At 45.0% G+C, this 20,060-nt stretch carries 19 protein-coding genes; 8 read left to right on the top strand and 11 right to left on the bottom strand.

The window, feature by feature from the left end; genetic code table 11:
• Positions 1–3: 3 nt before the first annotated feature.
• On the top strand, positions 4–426 hold the full coding sequence (locus tag AB8613_RS23425) for a lysozyme inhibitor LprI family protein (protein ID WP_285954610.1): 423 nt from the start codon (positions 4–6) through the stop codon (positions 424–426).
• A 118-nt stretch (positions 427–544) separates the two neighbouring features.
• Positions 545–1,336, top strand: a complete 792-nt coding sequence (locus AB8613_RS23420) for a carbon-nitrogen hydrolase family protein (RefSeq protein WP_372385151.1) — start codon at positions 545–547, stop codon at positions 1,334–1,336.
• Positions 1,337–1,422: 86 nt separating this feature from the next.
• Here the strand turns inward: AB8613_RS23420 and AB8613_RS23415 are convergent, their stop codons facing one another.
• The 7 genes from AB8613_RS23415 to AB8613_RS23385 form a co-directional block, all read right to left on the bottom strand.
• Positions 1,423–2,424 carry a substrate-binding domain-containing protein gene (locus AB8613_RS23415; RefSeq protein WP_285954608.1) on the bottom strand — a complete coding sequence of 334 codons (1,002 nt, stop codon included), beginning with the start codon at positions 2,422–2,424 and terminating at the stop codon, positions 1,423–1,425.
• Between the two features lie 95 nt (positions 2,425–2,519).
• Positions 2,520–3,446: a ribokinase gene (gene rbsK / locus AB8613_RS23410; RefSeq protein WP_285954607.1), complete on the bottom strand. Its 927-nt coding sequence runs from the start codon at positions 3,444–3,446 to the stop codon at positions 2,520–2,522.
• A gap of 239 nt (positions 3,447–3,685) precedes the next feature.
• Positions 3,686–4,564, bottom strand: a complete 879-nt coding sequence (gene rbsB / locus AB8613_RS23405) for a ribose ABC transporter substrate-binding protein RbsB (RefSeq protein WP_048660336.1) — start codon at positions 4,562–4,564, stop codon at positions 3,686–3,688.
• Between the two features lie 127 nt (positions 4,565–4,691).
• Positions 4,692–5,678 (bottom strand): ribose ABC transporter permease, encoded by a 987-nt coding sequence (gene rbsC / locus AB8613_RS23400; protein WP_017082395.1) that lies wholly within the window; start codon positions 5,676–5,678, stop codon positions 4,692–4,694.
• Positions 5,675–7,180, bottom strand: coding sequence for a ribose ABC transporter ATP-binding protein RbsA (gene rbsA, locus AB8613_RS23395; protein ID WP_285954606.1), 1,506 nt, complete (start codon positions 7,178–7,180; stop codon positions 5,675–5,677). Before rbsA ends, rbsC begins: the two co-directional genes overlap by 4 nt.
• Before the next feature lie 61 nt (positions 7,181–7,241).
• A complete protein-coding gene (rbsD, locus tag AB8613_RS23390) occupies positions 7,242–7,661 on the bottom strand; it encodes a D-ribose pyranase (RefSeq protein WP_146490154.1) in 420 nt (139 codons plus the stop codon).
• A 201-nt stretch (positions 7,662–7,862) separates the two neighbouring features.
• Positions 7,863–8,177: a winged helix-turn-helix domain-containing protein gene (locus AB8613_RS23385; RefSeq protein ID WP_146490155.1), complete on the bottom strand. Its 315-nt coding sequence runs from the start codon at positions 8,175–8,177 to the stop codon at positions 7,863–7,865.
• A gap of 405 nt (positions 8,178–8,582) precedes the next feature.
• On the opposite strand from AB8613_RS23385, the gene AB8613_RS23380 reads away from it, so the two are divergent.
• The gene (locus AB8613_RS23380) at positions 8,583–9,200 is read left to right on the top strand and encodes a porin family protein (RefSeq protein WP_048663435.1); all 618 of its coding nucleotides are present in this window, start codon (positions 8,583–8,585) and stop codon (positions 9,198–9,200) included.
• A gap of 149 nt (positions 9,201–9,349) precedes the next feature.
• Here AB8613_RS23380 and AB8613_RS23375 read toward each other — a convergent pair whose 3' ends face one another.
• Positions 9,350–10,393 carry an endonuclease/exonuclease/phosphatase family protein gene (locus AB8613_RS23375; RefSeq protein WP_372385150.1) on the bottom strand — a complete coding sequence of 348 codons (1,044 nt, stop codon included), beginning with the start codon at positions 10,391–10,393 and terminating at the stop codon, positions 9,350–9,352.
• A gap of 384 nt (positions 10,394–10,777) precedes the next feature.
• Between AB8613_RS23375 and AB8613_RS23370 the strand changes: the two genes are divergently transcribed.
• The 5 genes from AB8613_RS23370 (at position 10,778) to AB8613_RS23350 (ending at position 17,114) form a co-directional block, all read left to right on the top strand.
• The gene (locus tag AB8613_RS23370; RefSeq protein WP_372385149.1) at positions 10,778–12,673 is read left to right on the top strand and encodes an extracellular solute-binding protein; all 1,896 of its coding nucleotides are present in this window, start codon (positions 10,778–10,780) and stop codon (positions 12,671–12,673) included.
• Positions 12,674–12,685: 12 nt separating this feature from the next.
• Positions 12,686–13,774, top strand: coding sequence for a microcin C ABC transporter permease YejB (locus AB8613_RS23365; protein WP_004730359.1), 1,089 nt, complete (start codon positions 12,686–12,688; stop codon positions 13,772–13,774).
• 31 nt (positions 13,775–13,805) lie between these two features.
• Positions 13,806–14,828 carry an ABC transporter permease gene (locus AB8613_RS23360; RefSeq protein WP_048608646.1) on the top strand — a complete coding sequence of 341 codons (1,023 nt, stop codon included), beginning with the start codon at positions 13,806–13,808 and terminating at the stop codon, positions 14,826–14,828.
• Positions 14,829–14,837: 9 nt separating this feature from the next.
• Positions 14,838–16,460, top strand: a complete 1,623-nt coding sequence (gene yejF, locus AB8613_RS23355) for a microcin C ABC transporter ATP-binding protein YejF (protein WP_372385148.1) — start codon at positions 14,838–14,840, stop codon at positions 16,458–16,460.
• 117 nt (positions 16,461–16,577) lie between these two features.
• Positions 16,578–17,114, top strand: a complete 537-nt coding sequence (locus AB8613_RS23350) for an RNA-binding S4 domain-containing protein (RefSeq protein WP_372385147.1) — start codon at positions 16,578–16,580, stop codon at positions 17,112–17,114.
• A gap of 156 nt (positions 17,115–17,270) precedes the next feature.
• On the opposite strand, the gene AB8613_RS23345 is transcribed toward AB8613_RS23350, so the two are convergent.
• Genes AB8613_RS23345 through atpG form a run of 3 tightly spaced genes read right to left on the bottom strand, consistent with a single transcriptional unit; the run spans position 17,271 to position 20,027 of the window.
• Complete coding sequence (locus AB8613_RS23345) at positions 17,271–17,714, bottom strand: F0F1 ATP synthase subunit epsilon (protein WP_285954601.1); 444 nt, start codon at positions 17,712–17,714, stop codon at positions 17,271–17,273.
• Between the two features lie 14 nt (positions 17,715–17,728).
• Positions 17,729–19,114, bottom strand: coding sequence for a F0F1 ATP synthase subunit beta (gene atpD / locus AB8613_RS23340; RefSeq protein WP_086713776.1), 1,386 nt, complete (start codon positions 19,112–19,114; stop codon positions 17,729–17,731).
• A 43-nt stretch (positions 19,115–19,157) separates the two neighbouring features.
• Positions 19,158–20,027, bottom strand: coding sequence for a F0F1 ATP synthase subunit gamma (gene atpG / locus AB8613_RS23335; protein WP_239718946.1), 870 nt, complete (start codon positions 20,025–20,027; stop codon positions 19,158–19,160).
• Between the last annotated feature and the right edge of the window lie 33 nt (positions 20,028–20,060).

The raw sequence follows: 20,060 nt of genomic DNA, 5'->3' as shown, positions 1-20,060 counted from the left end.
ACAATGAAAAAGCTTTTATCGATCGTGTTATTAACGTTTATGCCTTTGCTAGCATTAGCATCAGATGATGTTGTCGATTGCGAGAATGCAATGAACACGCTAGAGATTAATCACTGTGCCGCACTTGAGCTTGAATCGGCGCAGTTGGAGCTTGAGAAATACTTAGCAGCCAGCTTTGAACACAACTCTTATGATGCTGAGCTAGTCAGTTCAATCAAAAGCGCGCAGGAGAGTTGGCAAGCCTATATGACAGCGCATTGTGACTCTGTGTATACCCAATGGCGTGACGGTTCTATCCGTGGGCTGATGGCGCTTTCTTGTAAGACTAAGCTAACCAAGCAACGCACACATGAAGTGTGGGAAAACTTCTTAACTTACATGGACAGCACGCCACCTGTATTACCTGAACCTAAGTTGGTGGATTAGATAAGCCAAACAGCCTTGAGAGTGTGCGCTTGCTTCAACGATTTGGCTTGAAGCAGGAAAGAGAAGGGGGATTCCCTTACTCTGCGTCTGATTTGTGTTACCCAGTAAGGATTCGATTTTGAATGATGTCAGTATCACTCTTGTTCAGCTTGAAGTTGAATACAAAAACAAACAGAAAAACCTCGCTCTGGTTTCGGATCTTTTAGATTCTCAAGCCTCTGTCGGTGACATTACTTTGCTACCAGAATTGTTCTCTACGGGTTACATCTTTAACCAAGCGTCAGAAGTTCATGAGCTGAGTGAAAACTTCGCCAATAGCCAGACTATTGATTCTTTGTCGCGATTATCAGCAAAGCATGAAACCTTGATTGTTGCTGGTATTGCAGAGGAAGACCAAGGTCAATATTACAATAGCGTTGCTGTTATTGATGGAACGGGGCTACGCCATAAATACCGAAAAGTCAGTCAAACCAAATTCGATAAGCAGTATTTCTCGAGAGGGGATGAACACCTAATGTTTGAGCACAAAGGCTTAAAGTTTGGTGTCGCGATTTGCTTCGATATTTGGTTCCCAGAGATCATGAGATCTTATCAGTCGGTCGACGTTATTCTTCATCCAGCCAACTTTGGTGGTCACCACAGTTTTGCCATTGGGCAGGCGAGGGCATTAGAAGAAGGTTGCCACATTGTAACGTGTAACCGTGTTGGGCAAGATGTGGTTGATGCGTTTACCGCAACGTACCGTGGTGGAAGCCGAGTTTATTCACCAAAGGGAGACTTAGTACTTCAATGTTCGGATAAACAGTCGGTTGAAACGGTGAGCATTCAAGACCTATCTCTTGCTCCTCAATATAACGGCGTTGATGTGTTAGAAGAAATAGAGCAGATAACGTCTGCGTTGAGTCGTTAGAATGGCGTAGGATCGAAAAGGGGCAAGGTTAGATAACCTTGCCCCTTTGTTGTTTTAGTCTGCTGCTTTGGTCTGTTGAAAGAGCGCTATATTGCTTTTACGCTGCTTCGTTCCACTAACGTCGGTTCCAGTTCAACAACTTGAGGATACGCATCCGGTGTTTCGAGTCGGTTTAATAGCGTGTCTACAGCGGCTTTACCCAAACGATGTTTTGGCTGGTGGACAGTGCTTAACGCCGGTGTCATGTACTTCGACAGGTGGATGTCATCGTAGCCAATAATAGACAGATCATTCGGAATCGATGTGCCATCTTGCGCCGCCGCATGAATCACACCCATTGCCATCATGTCATTGCTAACAAACAGTGCGCTAGGCATTCCACCACGCGCTTTCAATGTTTGGTAAGAATCAAAGCCGCCATCACATTCGAAGTTCGATTCTACAATCCAATTAGGGTTGATCTCTAAATTTGCTTCTTCCATCGCTTGCTTGAAGCCTTGATAACGAGACGAAGCTTGGTTGCGGTGCAGTGGGCCTGTGATACAACCAATCTGAGAATGGCCATTATCGATTAGATGCTTCGTTGCCATGTAGCCACCTTGATGCGAGTTATCTTGGATCTTGTCGCTGGCAAACAGCATAGGGCCCCAGTCCATAACCACAACTGGCAGTTCTGGGTAACGTTCAAACACATCGATATGTTCACCTTCAAGGGTTGAACACATCAGCATTAAGCCATCGACACGCTTTTGCAGCAAAGTATCGATAGACGATTTCATACGCTCGCTGTCGCCTTCGGTGTTACATAATATGAGGTTGTAGCCTTTTTCGTAGCAACGACGTTCAACCCCTTTCACTACTTCACCAAAGAATGGGTTGGTCGAGGTAGTAACTAACATGCCCAAAGTTTTGGTTTGCTTCATTTTCAAGCTACGAGCTAATGCAGAAGGCGCGTAGTTGAGTTCTTTAGCCGCACTGTTAACACGCTCAGCTATCTCTTCACTGACAAAACGTGACTTGTTGATCACATGGCTAACGGTTGAAGTTGAAACCTTTGCTAGCCGAGCGATGTCTTTCATTGTTGCCATAAAAAATCCTTGTGGGAGTAACTTGCCACGCTGCGCGATATTCTGCCTGAAAACAGGGGCTTATGCTTAGTTATTTCTAGTTTGAAAACTAACGACTAAGCCGATAAACGTTCTGCTAAAAACACGTCTGTTTCAGCACGGCTTGGAATAGAGGTTTGAGCACCAAAACGAGTCACTGAAATTGCCGCCGCAGCGTGAGCAAACTTAATCGCTCGTTCTAATGGCATATCTTCAAGTAAGCCTGTCACTAACGCGCCGTTGAAGGTGTCTCCGGCTGCGGTGGTGTCTGTTGCTTCTACGCGGAAGCCTGCGATCAATTCACCTTCACCGTTTTTACTTACCCAAACACCTTTAGCGCCAAGCGTGATCATTACCGTCTCGATGCCTTTAGCGTGCAGAGCCAAAGCAGCTTGGTGAGCCGATTCATTGTCTGTCACGGTAATGCCAGTCAGAACTTCCGCTTCGGTTTCGTTAGGTGTAATCACATCAACACACGCTAACAAGGTATCCGATAGTGGGCGAGCAGGTGCAGGGTTTAGAATGACGCGAGTTCCGCTTTCTTTTGCCACTTTTGCTGCGTATTCAATGCCTTCAATCGGTGTTTCAAGTTGAGTCAGCAGGTACTTAGCACCACGAATTTTCTCTAGATGTGGTTCGATTTGATCGCAAGTCAGCTTGTTGTTGGCTTCAGCTGAAAGACAAATGCTGTTTTCACCTGTTGAGGATACTTGGATCATCGCAATGCCAGTCGGGGTGTTGTCTGCAACGATAACACCGTCGATGTTGATGCCGTCTTTGGCGAAATCTTGACGGATGTTGATGCCAAATGGGTCGTCACCGACACAAGCGATAAAGCCGATATCTGCGTTTAATCGCGCAGCCGCGACCGCTTGGTTTGCGCCTTTACCGCCAGGAATGACCTGATAGTTACCGCCAATCAAGGTTTCACCCGGACGAGGGAACGAAGGAACTTGCAGTACGTGGTCAGCGTTAACGCTACCTAAAACAATCAGTTGAGTCATGATACGAGCCTTATGATATATCGTATTTGAAAATGCATGGGTCTTTCTCATTACGTTAATTCACATTACGTTAATTCTCGTTACGTAAATCGCTCGCCTTGTTAGACGGCGTATGAGAAACAGCGATGCACTGTCGGTATTTTTGTTTTTGGTCTTGAGCCAGCGAGCTAATGAGCAGGGAGATAGGGGACTCCCTGCTTAAATTAGATTCCAGCGCTAAACTGAGTGATTAAATAGAGTTACTTAGCGATGATTTTTAGAGGTACTGGTACGTACTCGTCTACTGTTTCGCCTTTAAGCACTTTGTCTGCCATCTCGATACCTAGAGAGCCGATTAGGTCTGGCTGTTGTGCAACGGTTGCGCCAAGTAGGCCACGGTTAACTGCTGCGATGCCGTCTTCAGTGCCGTCGAAGCCAACGATCATTACGTCTTTACCAGATGCTTGAACTGCGCGAAGTGCACCTAGTGCCATTTCATCGTTCTGAGCGAATACTGCTTCAACGTCTGGGTTCGCTGCAAGTAGGTTTTCCATTACGTTCAGACCTTTAGTACGGTCAAAATCAGCAGGTTGGCTTGCTAGAAGCTCTAGGCCGCTGCCGTTTACCGCGTTCATGAAGCCTTCACCACGTTCACGAGCTGCAGAAGTACCTGCGATGCCTTCAAGTTGAATTACTTTCGCTTTTTCGCCCACTTTTTCCATAATGAAGTGACCCGCCATTTCACCACCGATTACGTTATCAGATGCGATGTGGCTCACTACGTCACCACGGCTTGCGCCACGGTCTAGTGTTAGTACTGGGATGTTAGAGCGGTTAGCCATGCGAATTGCGTTAGACACAGCATCTGAATCTGTTGGGTTAATCAGGATTGCCTTAACACCACGAATGGTTAGATCTTCAATGTTCGAAAGCTCTTTGCTTGGGTCGTTTTGAGAATCAAGAACGATAAGCTTGTAGCCTAGCTCTTCAGCTTTCGCTTCTGCGCCATCTTTCATGGTTACGAAGAATGGGTTGTTCAATGTAGACAGAACGATTGCCATTGTATCTTGCGCCTGTGCAGACACAGATACTGTTGTAGAAAGAAGAGCAGCAGAAATAAGAGTCGCTAATTTTTTCATGGTGTAAGTCCTTTGTGTAGGGTGAGCTAGGAGGTGAGTCCTAGCTCGTAGTTACATTATTTATAGATTCTAATATTTAAAGGTAAAGCAGGGTGTTACTTGTATTAACCTAGAGTGTGAATAGGTTTTATTTGTTTTTGTTGTCGACCAATACCGCCAGAAGAATAACCACTGCTTTTGCAATCATCTGGTAGTAAGAAGATACGTCTAATAGGTTTAGGGCGTTGTTTAGGAAGCCGATAATCAATGCACCAATCAATGTGCCCATGATGCGGCCACGACCACCCGCTAAGCTTGTGCCGCCAAGAACCACGGCTGCGATAGCGTCTAGCTCATAACCCATACCTGCGGTTGGTTGAGCTGATGACAAACGCGATGCCACGATGATGCCTGCGACTGCTGCTAACAGACCACAGATTGCGTAAACGCCGATTTTTACTTTGTCTACGTCGATGCCTGATAGGCGAGTTGCGGATTCGTTGCCACCAAGAGCGTATACGTAGCGACCAAAGCGTGTGTGGTTAAGTAGGTACCATACTGCTGCGAATACCACGACCATGATCCATACTGGAACTGGGATGCCCATTGCATAGCCGGTACCGAACCAAGCGAATGCGTCTGCTGTGTCTGTGAAGCCAGTTGAGATAGGACGACCATCTGTGTAAACCATGGTTACGCCGCGCAGTAGCGTCATGGTCACAAGCGTTGCGATGAAGGCTTGAACCTTACCCTTGGCAATAATTACACCACTGATAGCTCCCAATGCTGCACCTGCTACAAGAGCGGTTGGCACTGCGATCATCACAGGGATTTCCATACCAATCATGCTGGCTGCGAATGCACCACAAAGCGCAAGTACAGAACCAACACTCAAGTCGATACCCGCGGTTAGGATAACCAGCGTCATACCCACAGCGATGATCGCGTTAACCGAAGTTTGGCGCAGAATGTTCAGGATGTTGTCGACAGTAAAGAAGTTCGGGTTTAAGAAAGAAACGACAACAATCAGGAAGATCAAAGCAATCAATGACTTTTGATCAATCAGCCACTCTTTGCTGATTAACGGTTTTTTCTTTGGAGCTTCAGTTGTTTTGCTCATGGTTTTAGTACTCATGCTGCGTCCTCGTTGATCTTTTTACCGACCGCACACGCCAGTAATAATTCTTGGTTTGCTTCTTTAGCATCAAATTCACCGCTTACACGGCCTTCATGCATCACCATGATGCGGTCACTCATTCCTAACACTTCTGGCATTTCAGATGAGACCAAAATAATGCTCATGCCGTCGGCTTTAAATTTATTAATGAGTTGGTAAATTTCTTTCTTAGCACCGACATCGACACCACGTGTTGGCTCGTCGAGAATCAGTACTTTTGGTTTGGTCATCAAGCCCTTTGCGATAGCCACTTTCTGTTGGTTACCACCAGATAGGTTGCCAATAATTTGTTCGCGAGTCGGGGTTTTGATGTTGAATAGCTTGATGAAGTCATCAACCGCAATCACTTCGTCTTTATGTTGGATTTGACCGCTCTTTGTCAGTAGATCAAGCGAACATAGCGACATGTTCTCTTTAACAGAAAGCCCGAGAACCAAGCCGTCGCCTTTACGATCTTCAGAGATGTAAGCAATACCATTGGCTAAGCCATCTTTCGGGCTTACAGGGTTGATGGTTTTGTTTTCTAGGTTGATGACGCCGCGCTCACTTGGAAGGGCACCGTAAATCACTTTCATCAGTTCGGTACGACCAGCGCCCATCAGGCCAGATATACCTAAGATTTCACCGCGTTTTAGCGTAAAGCTCACATCATGAACACCAGAGCCGGTCAAGCCGATCACCTCAAGGCAGGTTTCACCGTGGCTTTGTCCGATACGTGGATATTGTTCGTCTAGCTTACGGCCAACCATCATCTCAATTAGGCCGTCTTCGTCGGTGTCTTTTACTTCACACTGACCGATGAACTTACCGTCACGAAGTACGGTGATGTCATCACAAATCTCAAAGATCTCTTTCAAGCGGTGAGAGATGTAAACAATGCCACAGCCTTCAGAACGAAGTTCGTTAATGACCTTAAACAGAGACTCAGTTTCGGTGTCGGTTAACGCATCGGTTGGCTCATCCATGATGATGACCTTAGACTCAAACGATAGGGCCTTCGCGATCTCTACCATTTGCTGCTCACCAAGGCTCAATTGCCCTAAAGGTGTTTTCGAACTGTGTTTCACGTTAAGGCGTTTAAGTAGTTTGTCGGCTTCTTGGTACATCTCGTTCCACAAGATGCGACCCATGGTGCTCGTGATTTCACGACCTAAGAAGATGTTCTCGGCGATGGTTAACTCAGGGATTAGATTCAGTTCTTGGTGAATGATGCTAATACCTGCTTGTTGAGAATCACGCGGCCCTTTAAATGCTGCAGGTTTTCCTTGGTAGGCGATAGTGCCGCCGTCCAAGTGATAGATACCCGTAAGCACTTTCATTAGTGTTGATTTACCCGCACCGTTTTCACCCATTAACGCCATTACGCGTCCTGGATAAACGTTGAGGCTTGCCTTATCCAGTGCTTTAACACCAGGGAAGGCTTTCTCAATTGAGCTAAGTTCTAAAATGGCTTGAGTCATGTCGGTTCCTTTACTCGGGGCCAGTTGTATTTGGTTGTGTCTGTGTTTGGTTTAGCTTTTTTTAAAACGTTACGCCAGCTTGGAAAATAACATTTGCGTATGGTGTACATTCCCCAGTGCGAATCACTGCGCGGCTATCATGTGTACGCTGCTTAAACTCTTCATGAGTGATGTAAGTAATCGAAAGCGATTTGCCACAACGTACTTCTTCTGTCTTGATTAAATCAATCAGTGATGCGTGATGTTCTGGGCTTACTTTCGCAAACTCTTCTGCAATCACAACGCCTTCAATTTGAGATTCATCTAATAGGGTTTTTACTGTTTGTTGAAAGCTCGGTACACCATGAGTCAGTGCAAGATCAATGCGAGTTACGTGGTCTGGAATCGGCAGGCCCGCGTCACAAATCGTGATTTCATCTGTGTGGCCAAGCGTCGCCACTAGGTAAGAGAGTTCAGAGTTTATTAGAGTACTTTTTTTCATATCACGACCTATCAAAAAATAACGCTTAATGGGTTGAGAACAACTCAAGAAAAAGCCATCGAAACGTTTCGATAGTGATAATAGTGTCTGATTTATCATTTGCACGTTTGATTGTTTTAGAGTGTGATAACGATCATCGAAACGTTTCGATGGTGTGTTTTTTGGTGATCTCAGTCAACGCCATTGATTGCATAAATTTGGCTACGTGGGTTCAATTGATAGCACATAGCCAAACTTACTGATGGTTACTATCTGGACATTTGGTGTTCTCAATCGCGCGAAGACATTGCGTAGGTTATAAACCACATTAGCCAGAGCATGAGGTGACGAGAGATGCCCGTCCCAACACACATCAACAATATGCTCTCTTGAAACCGGCCTTCCAATATTTTCTATCAGCAAACAGAGCACTGCCAAAAGGTGAGGGCGCAACGTTATTTTGTTTCCCTGTGAGTTAGTGATAGTTCGAGCGTCGATATCAAGGGTTAAGCCGTTGAGGTTTATGGTGTGGGTCATCGTGTTTCTGTTCGTCTTCTTTTGAATGGTGGAGATTGATTGGGTAGTTCGTTAGGGGTGCTAGTAATTCAAAGCGCGCGGATTATGCGAAATAACACCACTCTTGAAAGTAAGCGTTCGTAAGTCTGCGCGAATAAAATCTAAAAATGGGATGGTTTGAAAATTGAGTTGAAGGTTTTATCTAGAAAAGACGTATTTTTATTTCTCTATTATTCAGTTATTTATTTGGTTATTACTGATTGTGTTGTTTGAAATGACAAAGTGATTACATATTTATTTATTTTTTTGTTTTCTGTGAGCTTAACCTGCTTGCGAATTCGACGGGGTGTCGGATAACTCTAACAAGATTGTGCAGCAGAGGAAGGCGTAACAATCTTGATTTGCAATAAGTAAGGTCAAGCAGTAATGAACAACAAATTAATTTTAAGCATCGCGCTGATGTCAGCCGTGGCGGCAAGCAATGTAATGGCATCCGATAGTGGTTTTTATCTAGGTGGTGCAATCGGTACTTCTGGTATTGATGATGGAGGGTTAATTGATTCTCAAGCTCCTGTTACTTTTAAAGCAGAAGACAATACTTACCGATTAATTGCTGGTTACAAGTTTAACCGCATTGTGTCGATTGAGGCTCAATATACAGACTTTGGTGATATTGCTCTTAAAACCAATTCTGGAGACAAGGTTTTCACTTGGACACCTCAAATCTTTTCTGTAACGGCTAACCTTGGCTACACGTTTGATAATGGTGTGCGTCCATTTGGTACGATTGGTTTATCTACGATTGACTTAGATATGGAGCTTGCAGATGGATCGCGACCATCAGGTAATGGATTTGATGATACTGGTGATGGAATCCGCATGGGAGTTGGGGTTGAATACACGCCACCAACCATGTCTGCGTTGAGCTTCCGATTAGCGTATGAGGCTGATGCTTTTAATGTTGATAGTTATGACTATGGATATAAAACTGAAAAGACAGTTGTACTTGATTCGTTCTACCTTGGTGCGATGTACACCTTCTAAGTTTCACACTTTGTTAAACGGTAAATCGGTTTCTAAATGGGGCGTCGGTTGGCTCAACCCGTTTGGCTAAAGTGGAAAGCCGCAGTTTGAACTGCGGCTTTTTTAATGCTTATCTTTGGTGAATCTTGAGTGAGAACGTCATCGAATCGCTAGGCTTCACGGATATGCGCAGTAACAGAGACGACGGCATGATCAGTACTGAATTGGTCGTGTTCAAAGCTTGGATTGATCAGGTGATGGTCTAACACTGTGTAGCTCGAGATCTCCATCAAGCTTGATGAGTTCTGGCAATCAAACTCGTTCGACATCAAAATGTAATCTAGTACAGACCCTGAAGCACCGTAGTAATGGGTTGGTTTACGCTGCTCAAGCAAGTCTTCCTCATGCAGTTGATGGTAAAGATCCCAACTGTCTTTTAAGCGAAAGTGGGACAGCCAATGCTTACTGTTTTCGTCTCTGTTGATTGAGTAACTCAACAGCCCTTTAAATTCATCATTAAACAGAGGCTTATTAAAGTCACCCATCAATACGACTGGTTGATCGGTTTGGTAGCGTTGATTGGTGATGTATTGATGCAATATCTGAGCTTCTAGACCGCGTTGGACACTTGATAGCCAAGAGCCAAGTTGTTCTTGGTGGAAGCGAATGAGCGTGTCACTTTGTGGTTTTTCACCTTGCTGGGCGTTGTCTGCATCGACAGATTCTGCCTTTGGTTCTGTTGGACGTTGTGATTTGAAGTGCACGACATAACAGTCGGTTGAACCTAAGTGAGGCAGAGTAATGGTCGCGTGAACAGGTGTTCTGTTGAATGAGAATTTGTTGCCAAGGTTGAATGCTGTCAGTAGTTTCGAATCTGGCGTAACAGGCTGCACGTTTTCAATTGGATAGCGCGATGCAATACCAACGACAGGAGAGGTGTACAGGTAATCATCTTCAACATGTGCGCTATCGACCACTGCAAAGTGAGGGTAACCCAGATCATTCATCAATTGTTCTAAAGATTGCGGGCTAAATATCTCTTGGAAGCCAATCACATCACAATCTAATGAACGAATCGCTTCAGCCATCCAATGTTGCTTCTTTTGCCATTCTTCGAAGCTGTAGATGTTCTCAAAATCATAATAAGCATTCGGTGGCTCTAGATAGTTCAAAAGGTTGAACGTTGCGAATGTTATTTGGTTTGGTTTGTTCAAAGTGTCATTCCATTTAGACCTAGGCAGCAAGGATACTCTAGTAAAGTATAGTTTGTTGATTATTTAGAACCTAAATTTCACTTTAGATGTGAATTAAAGAGAATCTAAGCCGTGGAGGCTTGTGTCATTCACGCTAGAGCAATCTCCGTGCTTCTGTACTTTCCAATGCCACTAAAGTAATCAACGCAATCAAAGCTAACGGCATCCAATAACTTCGAGCGGTGACGAGTAATTTGTAAATAAACCGTCAGAGATAGAGTGCTGATGGTTTTATTAGTTATTACATGATGTTAGATTTGAACCTATACTTGATTTAGCGGTGCGCATTCAAAGCCGATTAATCAACTTGAATATAGAATTCATGACATTTGAAGGGAGAGTCAAATGGGAACAGTTTTTCGACGCAAAGCCTCGCAACGCACTCAGTTTTTCAGGTTTAACTTGAAGTCATGTGCAATCATGTTGCCGCTTATTGCTTTACAACCCTCCGTTACTTACGCTTCTGATACCCAATCAACACCTGCTGTCATCGTAATTGAAACCACACAACTGGTTGGTTTTGGCGAAGCAAAATATCCAGCCGACTTCACTCACTTTGATTACGTTAATCCTGATGCGCCAAAGCAGGGCAAAGTGACTTATGGCAGCATAGGTACTTACGATAGCTTTAATCGATTCGGTTCTCGCGGCGTTGCTGCAAGTTATACTGGAGAGATCTACGATACCTTGATGTTTTCTCCGAGCGACGAGATTGATGCTTATTATCCATTGATCGCTTCAAAGGTTCGCTACGCCAGTGATTTCACTTGGATGGAAATCGATATCAACCCAAAAGCTAGATTCAATGATGGCGAGCCTATTACGGCTCATGATGTGGCATTTACCTTTAATAAGTTTTCAACAGAGGGTGTGCCTCAGTACCGTGTGTATTACAAAGAAATTAAATCAGTTACCGCGGTTTCTGATTTAGTGGTCCGTATTGAAATGGATAAGCCAAACCGCGAGAAGTTGTTTAGCTTTGCCCAAAGTACCCGCGTATTACCAGAGCATTATTGGAAAGACAGAAAACTGTCTGAGCCTCTAAGTGAGCCACCTGTAGGAAGTGGCCCATATAAGATCATCAGTTACAAGTCTGGGCAAAGTGTCACTTACGGCCTCGATGAAAACTACTGGGCAGCCGATCTACCCGTTAACGTTGGTCGTAATAACTTCAAGCAAGTGCAATACGATTACTACCGTGACGACACGGTAATGCTAGAAGCCTTTAAAGCAGGGGAGTTCGATCTTCGAACGGAAAACTCGGCTAAGTTCTGGGCCAACTCTTACACAGGCGCGAACTTCGACAAAGGCTACATCATCAAAGAAGAGATTAACCATGAGAAGCCAGAAACGACTCAAGGTTTTGTCTTCAACATTCAATCTCCTGTGTTCTCAGATCCAAAGGTTCGTGAAGCGTTAACCTACGCGATGGACTTTGAGTGGATGAATAAGAATATGTTCTATGGACAGTACAAGCGAACTCGCAGTTACTTCCAAAACACCGACTATGAAGCGAAAGGCTTGCCAAGCGAAGCTGAAGTAGCGTTACTGTCTCAATACAAAGATCAGATTCCACCGAGAGTTTTCACAGAAGAATTCCAACCTCCGGTCACCGATGGTAGTGGCCGTATTCGTAGCCAAATGCGTACAGCTTTCAAATTGTTGAAAGAGGCGGGTTGGGTGCTGAAAGACAAAGTCATGACTAACGAAAAGACCGGCAAGCCGCTGTCATTTGAGTTGTTGATTTACAGCCCAACTACGGAACGTATTGCAACGCCTGTTCAGAAGAACTTGAAGCGCATGGGTATCGAAATGAAGATCCGTACCATCGATACGACGCAATACATTAAGCGCTTGCGTGATCGTGATTTCGACCTGGTTTCGTCGTCATTTTCTGCAAACCCTTATCCAAGCCCGAACTTAATGATCGTTTGGAACTCTAACTACATTGATTCTACTTACAATACGGCAGGTGTGATGGATCCGGTGGTTGATGCGTTAACAGAACAAATCGCACGTAACCAGCAGAACCCTGAAAAGCTACTTACGCTGGGTCGCTCGCTTGATCGTGTGTTGCAGTGGAATTTTTACAATATCCCACAATGGCATGTTGGCGAATACCGCGTGGCAATGTGGGACAAGTTTGAGCGTCCGGATGTATTACCTAAATACGATTTAGGCATCGATACATGGTGGATTTCAGAAGAGAAGGCGGCTTTGCTTCCTGAAAAACGTCGCTAGGAGTTAGTTAGCATGGCCGCGTATATATTTCGGCGTTTACTGTTGGTGATCCCCACGCTGTGGGCGATCATCACCATCAACTTTTTTATTATTCAGATCGCGCCAGGTGGTCCGGTAGAGCAAGCCGTGGCTCAGTTAGAAGGGCACAACTCCGGTATCATGGAGCGCTTTTCTGGTGGTGGACAAGAAGTTGATTTAAGCGAAAGTGACCAAGCGTCTGCCAGTGGTTATAAAGGCTCTCGCGGGCTTGATCCGGAAGTGGTAGAAGAGATCAAAAAGCAATTTGGTTTTGATAAGCCGATTCACGTCCGCTACTTCGATATGTTGAAAAATTACGCGACCTTTAATTTTGGTGAAAGCCTATTTAAGGGCGGCAACGTGATTGATTTAATCATCGAGCGTTTACCAGTCTCCATTTCCTTGGGGTTGTGGAGTACGTTAATCATCTATGTGATTTCGATACCCTTAGGCATTATGAAGGCAATACATCACGGCTCTCGTTTTGATATTTGGTCTAGTGCGGTGGTGATTGTCGGCTATGCGGTGCCGGGCTTCTTGTTTGCGATTATTCTGATTATCTTGTTTGCAAGCGGTAACTACTTCAGTTGGTTCCCATTGCGTGGCTTGGTGTCGAGTAACTTTGACCAGCTTAATTGGTATCAGCAAATTGGCGACTACTTCTGGCACTTAGCGTTGCCTATTTTTGCGATGGTCATCGGCGGCTTTGCCACATTGAGCATGCTGACCAAAAACTCCTTCCTTGATGAAATCAATAAGCAATATGTGGTGACGGCGAGAGCGAAAGGCTTGGACGAGAGCAGCATTCTCTACAAGCACGTTTTTCGTAACGCGATGTTGATCATTATTGCCGGTTTTCCAAGCGCGTTTATTAGTATTTTCTTCACGGGTTCTATGTTGATTGAGGTAATGTTTTCACTCGAAGGCATTGGTCTGCTTGGCTTTGAGTCCACTATTCAACGTGATTACCCAGTGGTATTTAGCTCTCTGTATATTATGACCTTACTTGGCTTGGTGCTGAGCATTATCTCCGACCTGACTTATACCTGGGTTGATCCTCGAATTGATTTTGAAGCGCGTTAATGGCGAATGAATAACAAGGTATTGATAATAAATGTTTAACAACCCTTTAGCTGAAGCTCGTTGGTTACGTTTTAAAGCAAACAAGCGTGGTTTTATCTCCCTTTGGATATTTACCATATTGTTTGGATTGAGCTTGTTCGCTGAGATCATTGCCAACGATAAACCATTATTGGTTTCGTATGATAATCAGTGGTTTGTGCCCGTCATCAATGAATACGCCGAGACGGAATTTGGTGGTGAGTTTGAAACCGAAGCCGACTACAAAGACCCGTATGTTATCGAACTCATTGAAGACAGTGGTTATATCGTGTGGCCAATCATTCCCTTTAGCTACGACACGATAAATTTCGATATTTCAGGCGCTGTGCCTTCGGAACCTGATTCAGTCAACTGGTTAGGAACCGATGATAAAGGGCGAGATGTATTAGCTCGCATCATTTATGGGTTCCGTATCTCTGTTTTGTTTGGTTTTATTCTGACGATTGTGTCGAGCGTGATAGGTGTGGTTGTCGGTGCAACACAAGGGTACTACGGTGGCTGGGTTGATCTATTCGGGCAGCGCTTCATTGAGGTGTGGTCTGGTATGCCGACCTTATTCTTGTTGATCATTCTGTCGAGTTTTATAGAGCCGAACTTCTGGTGGCTGCTTGGAATTATGGTGCTATTCAGTTGGATGAGTTTGGTTGGGATTGTTCGAGCTGAATTCTTACGCTGTAGAAACTTTGATTACGTACGAGCCGCGCAAGCCATGGGTGTTGATGATAAACGTATTATGCTTCGTCACATGTTGCCCAATGCGATGGTTGCTTCGTTAACCATGATGCCATTTATTCTCTCTGGATCGGTGACCACGTTAACTTCGTTAGATTTCTTGGGCTTTGGTCTTCCTGCGGGTTCGCCTTCATTAGGTGAGCTATTGGCGCAAGGTAAAGCTAACTTGCAAGCGCCTTGGCTTGGCATTTCTGCTTTCGTCGTGCTTTCACTGATGTTGACGTTACTTGTCTTCGTTGGTGAAGCAGTACGTGATGCCTTCGACCCACATCAACAGAAGTAAGGATAGGTTATGACTTCAAATACAGTTCCTGCTTCTCCAGTTTTGACGATAGACAAACTGTCTGTCGGTTTCGGACGTAAAGATTCTATAGAACAAGTGACTCACGATGTCTCGTTGGAAATATTCAAAGGTGAGACACTGGCGCTGGTGGGAGAGAGTGGTTCAGGCAAATCGGTTACCGCTAATTCAGTGTTAAAACTGCTGCCTAAAGGCTCGTCGCACTACTTAAACGGTAAGATTAACTTCTCTGGTACCGATATTCTGAGTTGTTCAGAAAGGCAACTGCGCGGGATTCGTGGTGGTCGCATCGGCATGATCTTCCAAGAGCCTATGGTTTCATTGAACCCGCTTCATCGAATTGGAAAACAGCTTGTTGAAACCCTCGCGATTCACCGAGGTATGCGAACCAATAAAGCGCAAGCCTTGGCGATAGAGTGGCTTTCTAAGGTGGGTATTCGCTACCCTGAGCAAAAGATTTCAGCTTACCCGCATGAGTTGTCTGGTGGCGAACGTCAGCGTGTAATGATAGCGATGGCACTGATCAATGAGCCAGAGCTGCTTATTGCTGATGAACCTACAACAGCATTGGATGTGTCGGTACAAGCGCAGATCCTTGATCTTCTCAAAGACTTGCAGCAAGAACTCGGCATGGCGATGCTCTTCATTACTCATGACTTAAGTATCGTTCGTAAGATTGCCGACAGAGTCGCGGTAATGAAAGATGGTCGTTTGGTTGAAAGTAACGATTGCCAAACATTGTTCAACGCACCAACTCATCCTTACACTCAAAAGCTCATTAACTCTGATCCTAAAGGCTTACCTGTTCCTGTATCACCAGATAGCAAGCCTCTACTCGATGTGGATCAACTTCGAGTTTGGTTCCCGATCACGGGCGGTTTATTCAAGCGTACGGTTTCACACGTCAAAGCCGTTACCGATATGGAGTTTACCTTGAAAAAGGGGCACTCAATCGGTCTAGTAGGTGAGAGTGGTTCTGGTAAATCAACAACTGGAATGGCGATATTAAAGCTGGTGGATAGCGAAGGGTCGATTACCTACGCGAATGAACAAATTCAAGGTTTAAATCGACAACAAATGTTGCCGTTTCGAAGCCGTATGCAAGTTGTATTTCAAGATCCGTTTTCTGCGTTGAACCCAAGAATGTCAGTCGCTCAGGTGATTGGTGAGGGCTTGTTAGTGCATCAACAATTGGATGAGCATGAACTCGACCAACGCATCTGTGAAGTAATGAAAGAGGTCGACCTCGATCCTGAGACTCGCCATCGTTATCCGAACGAGTTTTCTGGCGGTCAAAGGCAACGTATTGCTATTGCTCGTGCTTTGATTCTTAAGCCAGAGTTTATCTTGTTAGATGAACCTACGTCCTCACTAGATAGAACCGTTCAAGCTCAAGTTCTGGATTTGCTGAAGTCACTTCAAGAAAAGTACGGTCTGACCTATCTATTCATCAGCCATGATTTGAATGTCGTGAAATCCTTGTGTCACTACACCATAGTAATGAAAGCCGGTGAGGTAATAGAGAAGGGTGACACTGAGACTCTGTTTGGTAATCCGCAGCATGAATATACTAAGCAACTTGTCAGCCTCTCGAATGTTGGTGGGGCTTTATAACGCAGAGAGTTTATTTAAAACAAATGGGCTCTGGTTGAATTCAACATGGTCATTTAGTTGTTTTAAGATTACACTGCGCCCAATATTTCAGAAGTACATATTTAGGTAGAGGTCACCATGGACCAAGAACATTACGAAGACGCTGATTACGAAGGTTATGAGCACGGTGAAGAAGGCGAAGAAATTGAAATCGAAGCCATTGGTATCGATGTTTCTTCTCAACCAATCGAGCTCTACAAAGTGTTTAAGATTGCTAACTTAGTAAGCGGTGGCGGTGAAGCTAAGCACATTATCTCGGAAGGTTACGTAGCGGTTAATGGTGAGCTAGAAACGCGTAAGCGCCGCAAGATGTACGATGGTGACTTTTTCGAATTCAACCAAGAATACTATGTAGTGGTGTGTGATCAGCCAGTACAAGAAGAATCAGAAAAGCCGAAAAAGAAAGAAGCGCCTAAACAAAATAACAAGGCGAAGAAAGGCCAGTCTAAAAAGGATTCTAAGAAGAAAGAGTCTAAGAAAAGCAAAGCTGAAATGCTAAGCGCAAAGGCTGAACCGAAGAAAGAGAAAAAAGAGAAGAAACCGAAAAAGAAAGCGGATACGCCAAAGCCAACTCGTGACGACAAAAGCGGCCGTAACTCGATTGAATTCTTCTAAGCTATAGCTCTAAATTGCTGCTCTAAAACTATTCGTTTGAAAATCAAGCAACGTTAAACCTCGGTTTTTCGTTAAGCAGATATCAAAAGGCTCACTATTTAGTGAGCCTTTTTGTATTTGTTTGCTAGCACAGCTAACGGCCAATAACGCTTATTCTCAGTGTCGAGTGCGAGAAGACGTCAGTTCTGATGCGCGAAGCTGAGCAACGGCTTTTGCTAGTTCAAGCTGAGCTTGTGCAAAGTTGATGTCTACATTGCCCTTATTGATATTTTCTAGAGCTGCATATTTCGCTTCTTCTGCACGAGCGCGGTCAATGTCTTTACCATGCAAGGCAGTATCGGCCAAAACTGTTACCACATCGGGTTGAACTTCAAGCATCCCACCAGAGACATAAAGCACTTGCCCCTCTGATTTAGGGTCTGTGACAAACACTGTTACGCCCGGTTTTATTTTGCTGAGAAGCGGGGAGTGACCGGGGCGGATACCCAGCTCACCATCCGAGCCAGAAACGGCTAGGGCATACGCTGGACCTGAAAACAGCGTACCTTCCGCACTTACAATATTAAGTTGAAATGTATTATCTGTAATTCCGATAGCCATGGTGCACCTACCTCTTAGAGTGATTTTGCTTTTTTAAGCACTTCGTCGATAGAGCCACAGTACAAGAACGCTTGCTCTGGGATGTCGTCATACTCGCCGCTTAACAGACCTTTAAAGCCTCTTAGTGTTTCGCTTAGCGGTACAAAGACACCTTTCTGACCGGTAAACACTTCTGCTACGTGGTAAGGCTGAGTTAAGAAACGTTCAATCTTACGAGCACGAGATACAATCTGTTTATCTTCAGTTGAAAGCTCATCCATACCAAGAATCGCGATGATGTCTTTTAGCTCTTTGTAGCGTTGCAACGTTGTTTGAACTGTTTGTGCAATGTCGTAATGCTCTTGACCAACCACGAGAGGATCCAATTGACGAGACGTCGAATCTAACGGGTCAATCGCAGGGTACAGACCCAATGCAGCGATATTACGAGACAGTACAACGGTCGCATCTAAGTGAGCAAAGGTTGTTGCAGGTGAGGGGTCAGTCAAATCATCCGCTGGTACGTATACTGCTTGGATAGACGTGATAGAGCCCTGTCTAGTTGAAGTGATACGTTCTTGAAGCACACCCATCTCTTCAGCCAGCGTTGGTTGGTAACCTACCGCGGAAGGCATACGACCTAATAGTGCTGAAACCTCGGTACCCGCAAGCGTGTAACGGTAGATGTTATCAATGAACAACAGTACGTCACGACCTTCATCACGGAAGCGCTCAGCCATAGTCAGGCCAGTAAGTGCAACACGTAGACGGTTTCCAGGTGGCTCGTTCATTTGACCGTAAACCATGGCAACTTTGTCTAATACGCCAGCTTCTTTCATCTCGTAGTAGAAATCGTTACCTTCACGAGTACGTTCACCTACACCGGTAAATACAGACAAACCTGAGTGGGCTTTGGCGATGTTATTGATAAGCTCCATCATGTTGACGGTTTTACCTACACCCGCACCACCGAACAGACCGATTTTACCGCCCTTAGCGAAAGGACAAATAAGGTCGATAACCTTAACACCTGTCTCTAGAAGCTCAGTGCTGTTGGCTTGCTCTTCATAAGAGGGGGCTTCTCGGTGAATTTCGTAGCTTTCTTTCTGACCGATCTCACCACACTCATCGATAGGTTGACCAAGCACGTTCATGATTCGGCCCAGCGTTTCTTCGCCTACAGGGACCGTGATTGGAGAGCCTGTGTTTTCAACGGTTAGGCCGCGGCGCAAGCCATCAGATGTACCCATTGCAATACAACGAACGATGTTGCCGCCAAGTTGTTGCTGAACTTCCAATACTAGCGAGCTTGCTTCGTCGCTGGTGACTTTCAATGCATCATAAACGCGAGGGCTGTTGCCGCCGCTGAATTCGACGTCAACCACAGCGCCGATTACTTTAACTATTTTTCCAACACTCATTCTTAAATCCTCAAATTCTGTTCTGACCCACTCTTTTCTGCCCCTAGACAGCTTGGGCACCTGAGACTATTTCACTCAGCTCTTGGGTAATCGCAGCCTGTCTCGCTTTGTTATATACCAACTGCAAATCATCAATGAGTTGGCCTGCATTATCGGTTGCCGCTTTCATGGCGACCATTCGGGCTGCTTGCTCACAGGCTATACTCTCAACGATGCCTTGATACACTTGTGATTCGATGTATCGATGTAACAGTTCTGAGAGTATGTCTTTGGGTGCTTGCTCATAGATGTAGTCCCAACGACGCGCTTTTTTAGGCTCACTACCAGCCTCAGCTTCTGAAGGGTGGGGGAGCAATTGTAACGTCGTTGGCGCTTGAACCATGGTGTTGACGAATTGGTTGTAAACGAGATACAAGCTATCGATTTTGCCTTCGTCGTAATGCCCTAACATCGCATTTACCGTACCTAAAATGTCTTCTAGTTTAGGTGTATCGCCAAGGCCTGACGTTTGCGCGATGACATTGCCGCCGCGTTGGAAGAACGAGATAGCTTTCGAGCCAATTAAGGTTGTCTCTACCTCGACTCCTTTAGTGCGCCATTGCTCCATTTCCTCTAACACTTTCTTGAACAAGTTTGAGTTCAAGCCACCACACAAGCCTCGATCGGACGAGATAATGATGTAAGCAACACGCTTTGGTTCACGCTGTTGCAGGTATGGGTGCTGGTACTCCAGTGAACCCGATGCGACATGAGAGATAACTTGGCGCATGTTCTCGGCGTAAGGCCGCGTTTGCGTCATGTTGTCTTGAACTTTGCGCATCTTACTTGCTGCAACCATTTCCATTGCACTGGTGATTTTCTGAGTGTTACTAACACTGGCTATCTTGGTGCGAATTTCTTTAGTACTTGCCATAATCTGCTCCTATTTGTTTTGATTTCCAGCTAA

The sequence above is a fragment of the Vibrio sp. BS-M-Sm-2 genome, from assembly GCF_041504345.1.
In the GTDB taxonomy this organism is placed as follows: Bacteria; Pseudomonadota; Gammaproteobacteria; order Enterobacterales; family Vibrionaceae; genus Vibrio; species Vibrio satsumensis.
This window is presented reverse-complemented; position numbering and strand designations above follow the sequence as displayed.

What these genes read in the sequence shown, in the direction of transcription:
- AB8613_RS23370 (WP_372385149.1), top strand. Translation starts at nt 10,778, where the DNA reads ATGGGAACAGTTTTTCGACGCAAAGCCTCGCAACGCACTCAGTTTTTC.
- rbsB (WP_048660336.1), bottom strand. Translation starts at nt 4,564, where the DNA reads ATGAAAAAATTAGCGACTCTTATTTCTGCTGCTCTTCTTTCTACAACA.
- atpG (WP_239718946.1), bottom strand. Translation starts at nt 20,027, where the DNA reads ATGGCAAGTACTAAAGAAATTCGCACCAAGATAGCCAGTGTTAGTAAC.
- AB8613_RS23415 (WP_285954608.1), bottom strand. Translation starts at nt 2,424, where the DNA reads ATGGCAACAATGAAAGACATCGCTCGGCTAGCAAAGGTTTCAACTTCA.
- AB8613_RS23425 (WP_285954610.1), top strand. Translation starts at nt 4, where the DNA reads ATGAAAAAGCTTTTATCGATCGTGTTATTAACGTTTATGCCTTTGCTA.
- rbsK (WP_285954607.1), bottom strand. Translation starts at nt 3,446, where the DNA reads ATGACTCAACTGATTGTTTTAGGTAGCGTTAACGCTGACCACGTACTG.
- AB8613_RS23365 (WP_004730359.1), top strand. Translation starts at nt 12,686, where the DNA reads ATGGCCGCGTATATATTTCGGCGTTTACTGTTGGTGATCCCCACGCTG.
- rbsC (WP_017082395.1), bottom strand. Translation starts at nt 5,678, where the DNA reads ATGAGTACTAAAACCATGAGCAAAACAACTGAAGCTCCAAAGAAAAAA.
- AB8613_RS23350 (WP_372385147.1), top strand. Translation starts at nt 16,578, where the DNA reads ATGGACCAAGAACATTACGAAGACGCTGATTACGAAGGTTATGAGCAC.
- rbsD (WP_146490154.1), bottom strand. Translation starts at nt 7,661, where the DNA reads ATGAAAAAAAGTACTCTAATAAACTCTGAACTCTCTTACCTAGTGGCG.
- AB8613_RS23360 (WP_048608646.1), top strand. Translation starts at nt 13,806, where the DNA reads ATGTTTAACAACCCTTTAGCTGAAGCTCGTTGGTTACGTTTTAAAGCA.
- AB8613_RS23380 (WP_048663435.1), top strand. Translation starts at nt 8,583, where the DNA reads ATGAACAACAAATTAATTTTAAGCATCGCGCTGATGTCAGCCGTGGCG.
- yejF (WP_372385148.1), top strand. Translation starts at nt 14,838, where the DNA reads ATGACTTCAAATACAGTTCCTGCTTCTCCAGTTTTGACGATAGACAAA.
- AB8613_RS23385 (WP_146490155.1), bottom strand. Translation starts at nt 8,177, where the DNA reads ATGACCCACACCATAAACCTCAACGGCTTAACCCTTGATATCGACGCT.
- rbsA (WP_285954606.1), bottom strand. Translation starts at nt 7,180, where the DNA reads ATGACTCAAGCCATTTTAGAACTTAGCTCAATTGAGAAAGCCTTCCCT.
- AB8613_RS23345 (WP_285954601.1), bottom strand. Translation starts at nt 17,714, where the DNA reads ATGGCTATCGGAATTACAGATAATACATTTCAACTTAATATTGTAAGT.
- atpD (WP_086713776.1), bottom strand. Translation starts at nt 19,114, where the DNA reads ATGAGTGTTGGAAAAATAGTTAAAGTAATCGGCGCTGTGGTTGACGTC.